The organism is Nocardiopsis sp. CNR-923 (assembly GCF_001942255.1).
Taxonomy (GTDB): Bacteria; Actinomycetota; Actinomycetes; order Streptosporangiales; family Streptosporangiaceae; genus Nocardiopsis.
In genome coordinates this window covers 1-11,613 of record NZ_MKKC01000135.1, presented here as the reverse complement: position 1 = coordinate 11,613, position 11,613 = coordinate 1, and the positions used below count along the sequence as shown (strand labels likewise).

Genomic DNA, 11,613 nt, shown 5'->3' with positions numbered 1-11,613 from the left:
GACACCCAGAACCGGGACCTGGGGCACCTCGACATGCCCGCTGGCGAGTGGGCAGCGCTGTTGACTTCGGTGCGCACCACCCGCTGACATCGCTGAACGAACGAACCGACCCCCGCCATCCCAGTTGGCGGGGGTCGGTTCCATGTCGCGACCTCTCCAGAGTAGCCGCACCCGGGTGCAGGACACGTGACCGAAACCGGACGGGGTCAGCGGCCCGTCACGTGCTCGCACCACCGGTCCGCGGCCTCGGCCATCGCCTTCAACCAGTTCTCCCCACGCATCTCAGCGAACCACCGGCTCATCCGAGCGTTCACCCGAGCGAACCCGGCACACGCCTCCGGGGTGGCCTCCTGCCAACTGAGCGTGCGGGCCACCCACTCCTGCGCGGACGCAGGGGAATGGCCGGCGGACACCAACTGCACCGCGAGACACCCCGACACGATCACCGCGGCCCCGGCCGTGGGCCATTCCCAGTCCACCAACCACCCCCGGCCGCCGGTGTCGATGAGCAGGTTCCGCCCGTGGACATCGGTATGGATGAGCGTGTCGCCCTTCAACAGGGACCGCTCCTCATCGGTGGCGAACCGGTCCCACCGGGTTTCCTCCCACTCCTTGGCCAGCATGGCGGGCAAGGACACCCCACACGCCCGGTTCACGGTGTCGATCACCACCGGTAGGTCCTCCGACCCCGGGGTGAAATCAGTGGCGCGGGCGTCGATCGCATCGAAACCGACCACGAACCACGCCTGATCCTCGACCGTGAACCGCACCTGAGGGGCCACCCCGACTACGAACGGATTGACCGCGGCCTCGCGCCGGGCCGCCTCCAGGTGCCCGCCCGGGGTGTTCGGGGTGGCCTTGACGAGACCCGGCCCTGGTCGGATTCGATCACGGCCGTGGTCGCACCCCCGTACCCGTCCGTGACGGCCTCGCTCAGGCCGATGGTTCCTGTGTGGGGGGCGATCAGCTTCGTGATCTGCTCGTCCATGATCACCTTCGTGGGTTGCACCAGCTCGGCGGGCCGCCGGGCTTGCAGATGTCGCTGTCGGGGCCGCAGGGGATCGGGTTCGGTGGAGGGTTCTTCGGGTCCCTGCTTGCGCGGATCGTTCCCTGGGCCAGGTTCATCTCAGGCCCGGTGAGGATATCGACCAACGGCACCCGGCGGATGTCACCCACGCCCATCCACGTCGAGAACACGCACGGGGACACGGTGCCGTCCGGGCCTATGGAGGCCCGTCCGTCTCCGCAGTTCCCGCACAGCCCGGACGCGTCCGGCTCCCGGGGGTTCCCGTCCGCGCCGCGGCCGAAGGGCCGGACCCGGTCGACGTTCTTGAGTTGGGCGATCGCGCGCTCGCCGGGTGCGCCACCACCGCAGACGAACAGGCGGCACCCCGTCCCGTCGGCTCTGACCACGCCACGCGCACGGAAGACCCGTCGACCGGCATACGCGGCGATCGCCCAGGCCGTGCCCGCACCTGAGCCACCGCACGGGTTCCCTGTGCCTGGTCAGCGGCGCGGGCCAAGGTTCTCGCGACGATCCGTACCGGTCACGGCCGCTGGGGCTGGGCGGCCAGACGCAGGAGGACCGCGCTGAGCCAGAGCAGCCCGATCGCAGCTCCGGCGGTGAAGGCCGCCACGGTGGCGGCGGAGGCGGCGAACCCGGCGATGACCGACAGCGGCACCAAGCGGCACGCGAGGGCCCAGCCGCGTGCCCGGCGGGCGGTGAAGTAGCGGGCCAGCATGAGGAAGGCGGTGCACAGCGCGAGGTAGCCGATCATTCCGGCGATCATGTGGACGGCGCCGTGCCCGCTCAGGGCGGGGGGCGCGGTCTCGGGCGCGCCGACCGGGAAACCGGCGCCGGGATCGGCGGTGAAGACCCCGGCGACCAGGAACGAGGCGCCGAACACAGCGATCATCCATGGTGCCCAGACGCCGCCGGGCGCTTCGCGCATCGCGTGCCGTGTTCCGACCGCGCCGACGATGAGCAGCGCGCCGGTGGCGAGGAAGACCCCGATCTGGATCCATCCCAGGGAGCCAAGGCTGAGCTGGCTGAGGGCGTTGCGGCCGAAGTCGAAGCCCTCACGCGTCAGGCCCTGGAGCAGGCCCGCGCCGAGGAACAGGGGACCCGCGGCGACACCTCCCGGCAGCAGGAACCGCAGGTGGGACCGGCTGGGGGCGGGGATCGCCGGGGCGGTGTGGTTCTGGGACATCGGAGTTCTCCTGCTCGCATTGGTACTGGACGGTCCAGTACTGATTTGGAACTGGACGGCACAGTACTAGCTGAAGAACTAGACTGTCCAGTACTCAAACTGAAGGAGGCGACGTGGAGGAGACCGCCCAGAGCCGGTCGGTACGCAAACATCAGGCGATCGTGACGGCCGCGATCGAGGTCTTCATGGCCAAGGGCTACCCCGGGACCAGCATGGACGACATCGCCAAGCTGGCCGCCGTGTCCAAACAGACCGTCTACAAGCACTTCACCGACAAGGAGAAACTGTTCCGCGAGGTCGTCCTGGCCACCACGGCCCAGGTCGACGCCATGATCGACCTGGTGGCGCACATCCCCGCCGAGGCCGACACCCTGGAGGAGAACCTGACCCGGCTCGCCCACCGGCTCCTGACCACCCTCACCCAGCCCCAGGTCCTCCAGCTGCGGCGCCTGATCATCGCCAACGCCGACGCCTTCCCCGAACTGGGCGCCACCTGGTACGAGCGCGGATTCGAGCGGGTGCTGGCCACGCTGGCGACCACCTTCCAACGCCTGGCCGACCGCGGACTGCTCCGGATCGACGACCCCCTCCTGGCCGCGAACCACTTCTCCGGGCTGCTGCTGTGGATCCCCGTCAACCAGGCCATGTTCCACGGCGGACCCCAGCACACCCGGGCCGACATCGACCGCTACGCCGCCGCCGGCGTGCGTGCCTTCCTCGGCGCCTACCGCTGATCTCTCACCCGGGGGCCGCACGGCAGACATGAATGCGGCCGGGGCGGGCCGCCCCGGCCGCATTCCACCAGGCCGCGGACACTTGCCTTGCTGCGCGACGCCCCGGCACGGCTCCCGCCGTGTTCCCGTCAGTCGCGAGGACCCCACCCGGGCCCCGCTGTGCGACACGGCTCAGCAGGCAGAGCAGGGGCACTCGTTCTTCGACCTCCCGACAGCAGCCCCCGAGACGCCGCTCGGGACGGGCAGCAGCCACGGCACACGCCTAGTGGTCGGCCACCAAGGTGAAGGCGAACCCGGAGCTCGTCGGACGGCGCAGCGAGACGTCGCTCTTGATCCGGCGTGCCGCCTCGCTCCTGCTGAGGCCGAGCCCCCGCGCGATGAGCCGCTCTGGGCGCACCGGCACCGGATCCTCGAAGACGACCTCCACCCGGACCGGCCACGCCTCCTCGGATGGCGCGGACAGTGTGTCCAGCCGCCAGGCCCCCGTCCAGTCCAGGGTGAAGCGGTTGCGTCGGGCGAGCAAGGGATCCAGCAGCCGGGACGCCACCAACTCCGGATCGTTGGCGTGGTAGCCGTCGAGCACGGACGGTTCAAAGGATCTGACCGGCATCCGCTCGTGCACGGTGAGTTTGCTCGTCCGATCGCAGGACACGCAGCGGACCAGCAGCCACACGTCCAGCAGATGGCCGTTGGCGTTGACGCGGAACCTGCCCTCGCCGGCGGTGGCCGACTCCGACCGGCAGGCCACGCATCGTGAGGACAGCAGGGGCAGCCCGGTCCGACGAACGACCCAGGACAGCACGCTGTGAGGTTGTGAGGACATGGTCTCTCCAGACCTGACACGAGGCCGATTGCGCGCGGCCTCGAACGCTGTTCGACCGGGCGCGCGAGGGCAGCCCGGCGGAGCCGACCGAAGGGTCGGCCGTGAGCGGAAGAAGGTGTCAGGTCTACAGAGCAGGCGGGGTCATGCGGTCGTGTCCTCAGTTCTCACGGTGAAGGTCTCGGGCAACTTACGAGAATCCGGCAGAAGGGGTCAACCGGTTTTCCGACCGAAGCGTCGCCCTCGCCGCCGAGACCCCACCGCGGCGAGGGCGACGGGGTCGCCGGGGCTTGTCGCCCCCGATCCGCACCGGGCGACGGAGAACGTGGGTGGGGCTATCCGAAGACCGGCTCGCCCTCCCGCACCAGGCGCCAGTTGACGGCGTGGAACTGCGCCGGGTCGATGGTCCGGCTGGCGGTGGCGAAGTCGATCAGGGTTTGGCGCACCTCCACCTGGCGGTTGTAGACCACCGGTGCGTCGGCGATGTGCGGGAAGTCGCCGCCCCCGGACTGCCGGTAGTTGTTCACCGCCATCACGAATTTTTGGTCGTCGGCCACCTGGCGCCCGTCCAGGGTCAGCGACGTGATCCGCTCGCCCTCGGGGCGGGAGATGTCGATCTCGTAGTCCAGCCCCGCGACCTGGTCGAAGTTGTAGTCCGGAGTCCCGCCCGCGTTGGTGATGGCCTCGGGGTCGACCGCCTCGCCCGGGGCGACCCGGGCGAAGTACCGGGCCGAGTGCTCCAGGTAGGCGCGGACCTGCGCACCGGTGAGCTCGCTGGCCAGCAGCGTGTTGTCGTAGATGTACAGACCGGCCATGTCGCGGATGGAGACGTCACCGGCGGGGAAGACCGCCGACCGGCTGAACGGCGCGGCGATCGAGAGGACCGGCAGGTCGCCCTCGGGGGTGCCCGCCAGGGCGGCGCGGACCGTCTCCATCTGCACGTGCTGGACGTAGTCGAGAATCGCGGTGTCCCGCCAGCAGGCCTCGGCCGCGCTCAACTCCTCCACCGACGTGGCGATCACCTGGTTGACGTAGGCCACCGTCGTGGCGTGCTGCGCGTGGACGGCCGCCACGATGCGCGGGTCCTCCTCCACCGTGTTGGCGTTGAGGGCCAGCGCGCTCTTGGCCACCACCCGCCAACGCCCCCGTTCGCGGCGCAGCGCCAGGTCCATCACCGACAGCCTCCGCCCCCAGTACGACGGCATCGACATGAGCACCCGCTCGCCCGTCACCCGGTTGGTCACGAACCGTTCGGGGACGTCCCGGTGGGCGTGTCCGAACAGGATCGCGTCGATTCCGGGCACCTGCTCGGCCACCATCGCCGACGCGTTCTCGACCGGCAGGTCGTCGCCGTAGGAGGAGACGCCGCTGTCACCGGAGTGGGCGCTGACCACGACGACGTCGGCGCCGCGCGCCCGCATGATCGGCACCCAGTGGGCCGCTGACTCGACCAGGTCGCGAAACTCCAGCTTGCCCTCGACGTGACGCTTGTCCCACAGGATCGAACCGGGGTTGGTCAGTCCGAGCACGCCGACCACCAGCGGCGTCCTCCCGCGCCGGTTCGCGCAGTCCACGCGCATGCGCTTGAGGGCGTAGGGCCGGTAGGCGGGTTCGTCGGTCCCGTGGTGGACGGCGTTGGCCCCCAGCACCGGTGCGTCCATCTGCTCGATCCAGGCGGCCAGGTGGTCGACGCCGTAGTTGAACTCGTGGTTGCCCAGGGCCACCGCGTCGTATCCGACGGCGTTCATCGCGCGCGCCATCGGGTGGACCTCGCCGGTCTCGGTGAACGGCTCGACGGTGTTGTAGAACGTGGCCAGGGACGATCCCTGGATGGTGTCGCCGGAGTCGAACAGGAGTGTGTTCCGGCGTCCGCGCTCGGCGCGGATCCGCTCGATGAGACTGGACGCCTTGGCGATGCCGATGTGGTCACCGGCGTCGTTGGCGTACTCGGCGTCGCGGAAGTAGTCCCAGTTGAGGCAGTAGCCGTGCAGGTCGGACGTGCCCATCACGGTGATGAGGGCGTCCCTGGCCGAGGAGGAGGCGGCGGCGGTGTCGGGCCATCCCGCGACGGCCAGCGCACTCGCGGCGCTCAGCGCGCCGATGGCGCCGCGTCGGGACATATGGGGGTCCTCGGCCATGGGGTCCACCTCCGGGGTGTGGGGGCACGAAAGGCACCCAGCGTAGGGACAACGGGAGCGTCGGGGAAGCGTGCGCTTGTTAACGATCAGTGCACGTTGGGTGCGCGCGCCTCAGCTGGGGCGCGGCCGTTGGGGGCGGAGCGGCGCCGGTGACCGGATGGCGTCCGGCCAGGCCCCACCAGGCGAGACCGCCCCGGCGGCCCGGAAGGAGCCGGGGAGGGGGAATCGGGACGATTCCCCGCCCTCTAGCCTCTTCGCATGCGTTCACTGCGAAACCGGCACGAAGTCCTCCAGGGGGCGCCCCCCGAGACCGGTCACGGGGTGCGGGCCCTCCTCACGGCCCGAACCGCCGCCGACACCGAGGAGCCGCAGCACACCCCCCTCGCCCCCGCCCAGGTCCTCCTGGCCGTACCCCTCCTGCGCGTGGTCGGCACGCCCGGTCGGCGCAGGGTGGTCGTGGGTCAGCTCCGCGTCACCGCGCGGGAGCGCGCCGACGGCGACGCGGAGGAGACCGTCGGCCCGGAGGTCACCCTGGTCCTGAACGCCGTCTGGCACGAGGCCGACGGCTGGCACGCCGACCACGACGTCGCCCCCGAGGTCGACGACGAACTCGTCCGCGCGCTCGCCCACCCGGCCCACCGGATCGACGGTGACGCCAGGTCGGTGGTGGTGGCCTCGGGCAAGGCGTTCGCGGAGGGGTCGCGCAACGCCGTCGCCCAACTGCGTGCCCTGCGCTACGACCTGGAGCGCCGCATCGCCGACGAGCTCGCCGCCCGCTCCGGCCAGCCCCTGCGACCCCTCCTCGCCGCCGCCCTCGAACTCGCGACCGCCGTGGGCCAGGCCCGCGACCAGGCTTCCGCGGCCCTGCGCGACGGCCTGTGGATCTGGTTGTGGAACGACACGGTCTACGACCACAACGGGCTGCACTCCGACGCACGCGTGGACGCGGACACCCTTCCGGACTGGGCGTCCACCCACGGCCTGGGCCTGCGGCACTGCGAGGCGATGGCCGGCGAACTCAGTGAGGAGGTGTCGCGGCTGCACGCCCTGCTCAGCAGTATGTCGACCTTCGCGGTCGCTCAGAGCACCGACGCCCAGAACCGCTTCACGCTGCTCGTCGGGGTCGGCGCGGCCGTCATCGGACTGCCCGCGCTGATCCTGGCCCTGTACGGGGCGGACGCCTACCTGCCCCTGGACTCCTTCGACCGCGCCTGGCGCGCGCTGCTGCCCGTGGGGGTCACCGCGCTGGCCGCCTCGGCGGCGGCGATCCGGTGGATGCCCGGCTCCGCGCGGCCCCGACACTACGCGCTCGCGGCGCTCGCGGTGGCGGCCGTGCTGGTGATGCTGCTGGTCGCCGGGGCCCTCACGCCCGGCTGACGGGGGGGCGGACCGCCGTGTCCGGGCGGACGACCTGGTCGTCCACGGGCCGCGCGCGGGCGTGGGCACCCGATCACCGGCCACGATACGGTGACGAATATGGGGAACACACCGACCAGGCCGTCCACCTCGGCCGAGGACTACGTGAAGGTCATCTACGACCTCCAGGAGCGCGGCACCGGACCGGTGACCATCTCCGGGATGGCCGAGCGGCTGTCGGTGTCCAACTCGTCCGTGTCGGGGATGCTCCGCAAGCTCAACGAACTCGGCTTCGTCGAACACCAGCGGTACGGAGCGGTGAGCCTCACCGAGGCCGGGACCAGGGCGGCGCTGTCGGTGCTGCGGCGGCACCGGCTGCTGGAGACCTACCTGGTGGCCGAGCTCGGCTACTCCTGGGACGAGGTGCACGACGAGGCCGAGATCCTCGAACACGTCGTCTCGGACAAGTTCGTCGACCGCATCGCCGCCCACCTGGGCGACCCGGTCGTGGACCCGCACGGCGACCCGATCCCCACCCGCGACGGCGACATCGTCGAGCGCGAGTCGCTGCTGCTGTCGGACGCCGAGGAGGGCACGCGCGGGGCGATCGTCCGGGTCAACGACAACGACCCCGACCTGCTGCGGTACCTGGCCGACATCGACATCGGCATCGGCATGTCCGTCGAGGTGGTGGAGCGCCAGCCGTTCGCCGGATCGATCCAGATCACCGTGCGCCCCGGTGAGGAGCTGCCCGAGCGTTCCCAGGCCCTCGGTCTGGTGGCGGCCGAGGCGCTGTGGATCTCCCCGGACGCCAAGTAGCGGGTGGGGCGCTGGCCCCGAACGCCGACGCGGCGAGAAGGACCGTTCGGCACGACCGCATCGGCTGGAGCCCGGCGGGTTCTTCGCGTCCGATCCGTCAGGCTCCCAGCGCGGGCAGGATCGCCTGGTCGACGATAGCGTCGACGTAGTCGTCGGGCGGCCTCCAGGACCGACCCCACCGCCGTCGACCCCGTGTCGCCCCCGGGCGGAGCGCCCCGGTCCGGCTCCTCCCGCTCCCTCACCCCCGACCTGGCCCGTGGTCTGATGCTGCTGGTCGTGATCTCGGTCTTCCCGTTCATGACCGGTGTGTGGGCGGCCCGGCGCCGGCTACTGGAGGAGCCCGACCGCCACCGTTCCCTCTTGCGCCGTCTCGCCGCAGGCGGCATCACGGCAGCGGTGCTCGGCGCGCTCCCGTAGGCGCTGATCAACATCGAGGTCTGGGACGCGCCCGCCGCCGCGGAGCCGTTCGTGTTCTGGCTGCACCTGCTGGTCGGCTACGTCGCCGGGTTCGGAGCCGACCACGAGACGGGAGATCGTCGAGGTTCCGCCCTGGCGTTTGGGGAGCCGTGGCGGTTCGGGGATCGGGGCGGTACAGTGCATTTGTCTTTCCTTTCTTTTTCGCTGGAAGTGGGACCGTGCCCCGGGTCGGTCGAATCGACGCCGGGGCTTTTCTGGCTTTGTCCTTCTTGCTCCGCTTCACCCCTCTTCCACCGAAGGGCGAAGCGGAGGCGATGGTGGCCGCCTCGCCTCTCTCAGGCGAGGCGACCCGGGCCCGACCCAAGGGGGCTGGGTCGGATCCCAGCCAGGCGAAGGTCGCGAGAACAACTGCCCCAACCCCACTCCTGGCTGCGATGACATCGTCGTGGCCGACGGCCGCACGTTCAATGGATTTCCCAATTCCGAGGGGAATCTGATGGAATCTGTACAGGAATGTAGAGCTTCCCTGGAAAATTTTCTTCATGCCAGAGAATGTGATGGCAGCATGGGTAAGCTTCGGCAAGGAACTCCGGCGACTCCGCGAGCTGCAGGGGCTCACGCTTGATCAGGCCGCCAGGGAAACCGGCTACGGTGCGTCAACCATCAGTAAATATGAGAACGCCTATCGGGCACCAAAACAGGACTTTCTGAACGAGGCCGAAGCCTTGTTCGCCACGAACGGCGATCTCCTGCGCCGTTGGGCGGAGGCGAAGCGGACCGAGGACGATCCCGACTGGCATCGCAAGATCGTCACGGCGGAGGAGCAGAGTTCCGGGATCAGGATGTGGAACCCCGGACTGGTCCCCGGCATGCTGCAAACGCCTGAGTACGCGTGGCAGATCTTCCGCGACGGTGGACCGCTCGACTCCGAGGAGGAGATCGAACAGCTCGTGAACCTACGGGTGAGCCGCCTCGACACCCTTCGTCGAGCGAGCAACCCCCGTATGGTCGCCATCATCAGCGAGGCCGTGGTGCACGCTCGGGTCGACCGTCCGGGGGTCATGCGGGATCAGCTGGAACACCTTCTCGCGCTGGACGCCGACGGGACCGTGAGAGTCTTGGTCCTGCCAGCGGACACCCAGTACTACGGTGCTGCTGCTGGTGCGTTCCGGCTCCTGGAGTTCCGGGACCGTCCCACCCTCCGTAGCGTCGCGGGAAGTGATGACGAAGGCCATGGGAGGCTTGAAGTGATCAACCGGACCGGCGAGTGGCACACGTCCACCTACAGCGGCGCCCGTAGCGAGTGTGTCGAGGTCAGGGAGGGTGAACGAGTGCTGGTCCGCGACACCCGGCACCGGGAACTCGGCCACCTCGGCTTCGGCCCTCGGGAGTGGGAGGCGCTCCTGACCTCTGTCCGAACCGCCCAGGCACGGTGATGTGAAAGCCCCTCGGGTGAGGAGACAGAACCGGTGCGGCCGTGGCCGCACCGGTTCGCACGGCGACCCCTCACTCTTGGGCACGCGGAGCCGGTTCCAGGAGGTCTTGCCGGGCCAGCCGTCGGCGTCCGCCGGGGCTCACCCCTGCGGCCGCGCCCCGGGCGTGCCCGCGTCGATGACGAACCGGGCTCGGTCGGCGATGGGGGCGCCGGGCTCGGAGACGTAGTCGACCACGCGGTAGTCGACGGTCCACTCGGTCGGGGTGAGGACGTTGCGCACGTAGCCGCGCCTGCGGTTGATGAAGTGGATGTGCGGGTTCTCCCGGAGCTGGACCGCGTCGGTCGGGTACTGCTCGGCCCCGTCCCGGCCGCTGGTGAAGGACGTGCCGACCAGCTCCGTGGCGACGGTGGCCGAGGTCGGATCGTCGAAGTCGGCCTTGACGTCGACCACGTAGTTGGCGTGCACGTCGCCGGTGACGACCACGGGGTTGTCCACCGAGGCCAGGTGGTCGCGGACACGGTCGCGTTCGACGCGGTAGTTGTCCCAGGCGTCGTTGCTGACGTTGACGGCGTCCCCGTCCGCGAAGTCGCGCTGGGAGAAGAACACCTGCTGGGCCAGGACGTTCCAGCGAGCCTGGGAGCCGGTCAGCCCGTCGAGCAGCCACTGGCGCTGCTCGACGCCGAGCAGGGTGCGGTTCGGGTCGCCGCGGTCGGCGTCGGGGACCTGCACGTCGCGGTACTGGCGGGTGTCCAGCAGGTGCATGTCCACCAGATCACCGAACCGGAGTCTGCGGTACAGGAGCAGGTCCGGGCCGGTCGGGCGCTGGGCGCGGCGCAGCGGCATGTGCTCGTAGTAGGCCTGGAACGCCGCCTGGCGGCGCCGCAGGAACTCCTCCGGCGGCACGTCCCCGTCCTCGGAGCGGTCGTCGGCCCAGTTGTTCTCCAACTCGTGGTCGTCGAAGACCACCGCCCAGGGGAAGGCGGCGTGCGCGGCCCGGAGGTCGCGGTCGGACTTGTACTGGGCGTGCCGCAGCCGGTACTCGGCCAACGTCCTGATCTCCCGCTCCGGGTAGTGACCGCGCCCGATCTCGCCCTGGTCGCCGGTCTCGTAGATGTAGTCGCCCAGGAACGCGACCAGGTCCAGGTCCTCCCGGGCCAGATGCGCCTGGGCGGTGTAGTGGCCGCTGGTGTAGCTCTGGCAGCTGGCGAAGGCGAACGCGAACCGGTCGACCCGCGCGCCGGGCGCCGGGGCGGTACGGGTCCGGCCCATGGGGCTGATCTCGCGGCCGCACCGGAAGCGGTAGAAGTACTCGGCGCCGGGGCGCAGACCCTCCACCTCCACGTGCACGGCGTGGGCCTGGCCGGGTTCGGTCACCACGGTTCCGGTGGCGGTGATCCGGCGGAACCGTGCGTCCTCGGACACCTGCCACTGGACGGGGACGCGCCAGTCCGGCATGCCGCCGCGGCCGTCGTCGGCCAGCGGCCGGGGGGCCAGGCGCGTCCAGAGCACCACGCTGTCGGGGAACGGGTCGCCGGAGGCCACGCCCAGGGTGAAGGGATCGGCGATCCGGCTCGCACGGGAGGTGGTGGCCGCCTGGGCCTCGCGCGCCGAGGGCGCCCAGGGCGGTGGCGCTCAACCCGACCGCGCCGCCGACCAGCAACTGGCGGCGGGTCGCCGCGTGGA

At 70.5% G+C, this 11,613-nt stretch carries 11 protein-coding genes and 1 pseudogene; 5 read left to right on the top strand and 7 right to left on the bottom strand.

Annotated features, from left to right (window positions below; translation table 11 throughout):
- Positions 1–206: 206 nt before the first annotated feature.
- The 4 genes from BJF83_RS23770 to BJF83_RS23760 form a co-directional block, all read right to left on the bottom strand.
- A complete protein-coding gene (locus BJF83_RS23770) occupies positions 207–737 on the bottom strand; it encodes a protein kinase (RefSeq protein ID WP_143832059.1) in 531 nt (176 codons plus the stop codon).
- A gap of 50 nt (positions 738–787) precedes the next feature.
- Positions 788–988: a hypothetical protein gene (locus tag BJF83_RS27155; RefSeq protein WP_143832058.1), complete on the bottom strand. Its 201-nt coding sequence runs from the start codon at positions 986–988 to the stop codon at positions 788–790.
- 2 nt (positions 989–990) lie between these two features.
- A complete protein-coding gene (locus BJF83_RS23765) occupies positions 991–1,413 on the bottom strand; it encodes an SPASM domain-containing protein (RefSeq protein ID WP_075928075.1) in 423 nt (140 codons plus the stop codon).
- Between the two features lie 134 nt (positions 1,414–1,547).
- Positions 1,548–2,210 carry a DUF998 domain-containing protein gene (locus tag BJF83_RS23760; RefSeq protein ID WP_075928074.1) on the bottom strand — a complete coding sequence of 221 codons (663 nt, stop codon included), beginning with the start codon at positions 2,208–2,210 and terminating at the stop codon, positions 1,548–1,550.
- 113 nt (positions 2,211–2,323) lie between these two features.
- Between BJF83_RS23760 and BJF83_RS23755 the strand changes: the two genes are divergently transcribed.
- On the top strand, positions 2,324–2,944 hold the full coding sequence (locus tag BJF83_RS23755) for a TetR/AcrR family transcriptional regulator (protein ID WP_075928073.1): 621 nt from the start codon (positions 2,324–2,326) through the stop codon (positions 2,942–2,944).
- Between the two features lie 262 nt (positions 2,945–3,206).
- On the opposite strand, the gene BJF83_RS23750 is transcribed toward BJF83_RS23755, so the two are convergent.
- Together BJF83_RS23750 and BJF83_RS23745 are read right to left on the bottom strand one after the other, a co-directional pair.
- A complete protein-coding gene (locus tag BJF83_RS23750) occupies positions 3,207–3,767 on the bottom strand; it encodes a DUF1062 domain-containing protein (protein ID WP_075928072.1) in 561 nt (186 codons plus the stop codon).
- A gap of 332 nt (positions 3,768–4,099) precedes the next feature.
- Positions 4,100–5,902, bottom strand: a complete 1,803-nt coding sequence (locus BJF83_RS23745; protein ID WP_075928071.1) for a bifunctional UDP-sugar hydrolase/5'-nucleotidase — start codon at positions 5,900–5,902, stop codon at positions 4,100–4,102.
- A 258-nt stretch (positions 5,903–6,160) separates the two neighbouring features.
- On the opposite strand from BJF83_RS23745, the gene BJF83_RS23740 reads away from it, so the two are divergent.
- From BJF83_RS23740 to BJF83_RS23725, 4 genes are all read left to right on the top strand, one after another.
- Positions 6,161–7,279 (top strand): hypothetical protein, encoded by a 1,119-nt coding sequence (locus BJF83_RS23740; protein WP_075928070.1) that lies wholly within the window; start codon positions 6,161–6,163, stop codon positions 7,277–7,279.
- A gap of 99 nt (positions 7,280–7,378) precedes the next feature.
- On the top strand, positions 7,379–8,077 hold the full coding sequence (locus BJF83_RS23735) for a metal-dependent transcriptional regulator (protein ID WP_075928069.1): 699 nt from the start codon (positions 7,379–7,381) through the stop codon (positions 8,075–8,077).
- A 192-nt stretch (positions 8,078–8,269) separates the two neighbouring features.
- Complete coding sequence (locus BJF83_RS27150; protein WP_075928068.1) at positions 8,270–8,494, top strand: hypothetical protein; 225 nt, start codon at positions 8,270–8,272, stop codon at positions 8,492–8,494.
- Between the two features lie 542 nt (positions 8,495–9,036).
- Complete coding sequence (locus BJF83_RS23725; protein WP_083678683.1) at positions 9,037–9,930, top strand: Scr1 family TA system antitoxin-like transcriptional regulator; 894 nt, start codon at positions 9,037–9,039, stop codon at positions 9,928–9,930.
- A 138-nt stretch (positions 9,931–10,068) separates the two neighbouring features.
- Here BJF83_RS23725 and BJF83_RS23715 read toward each other — a convergent pair.
- Positions 10,069–11,613, bottom strand: a pseudogene (locus tag BJF83_RS23715) (alkaline phosphatase D family protein); the annotation flags it as partial.